Annotated in this window: 1 rRNA gene; it reads right to left on the bottom strand. The window is 54.7% G+C overall.

What is annotated here, in order from left to right:
- Positions 1 to 223, bottom strand: a 23S ribosomal RNA gene (locus WFJ36_RS17185); the annotation flags it as partial.

Below are 223 nucleotides of genomic sequence, written 5' to 3'. Positions count from 1 at the left end.
ATCGGTCATCTGGGAGTATTTAGGCTTATCAGGTGGTCCTGACAGATTCACACGGGATTTCACGGGCCCCGTGCTACTTGGGATACTCTCCACGCCAGAACACGCATTTCGGCTACGGGGTTGGCACCCTCTATGACCGGCCTTTCAAGACCGTTCGTCTATACGCTTCTGTAACGTCGCCAGCTCGGCAGAACTGACTGGTGAGTCCCACAACCCCGAATAT

This window comes from Microbacterium sp. MMO-113 (assembly GCF_037148555.1).
In the GTDB taxonomy this organism is placed as follows: domain Bacteria; phylum Actinomycetota; class Actinomycetes; order Actinomycetales; family Microbacteriaceae; genus Microbacterium.
The sequence above is the reverse complement of the archived record's forward strand: the minus strand, read 5'-3'. Positions and strand labels throughout refer to the sequence as shown.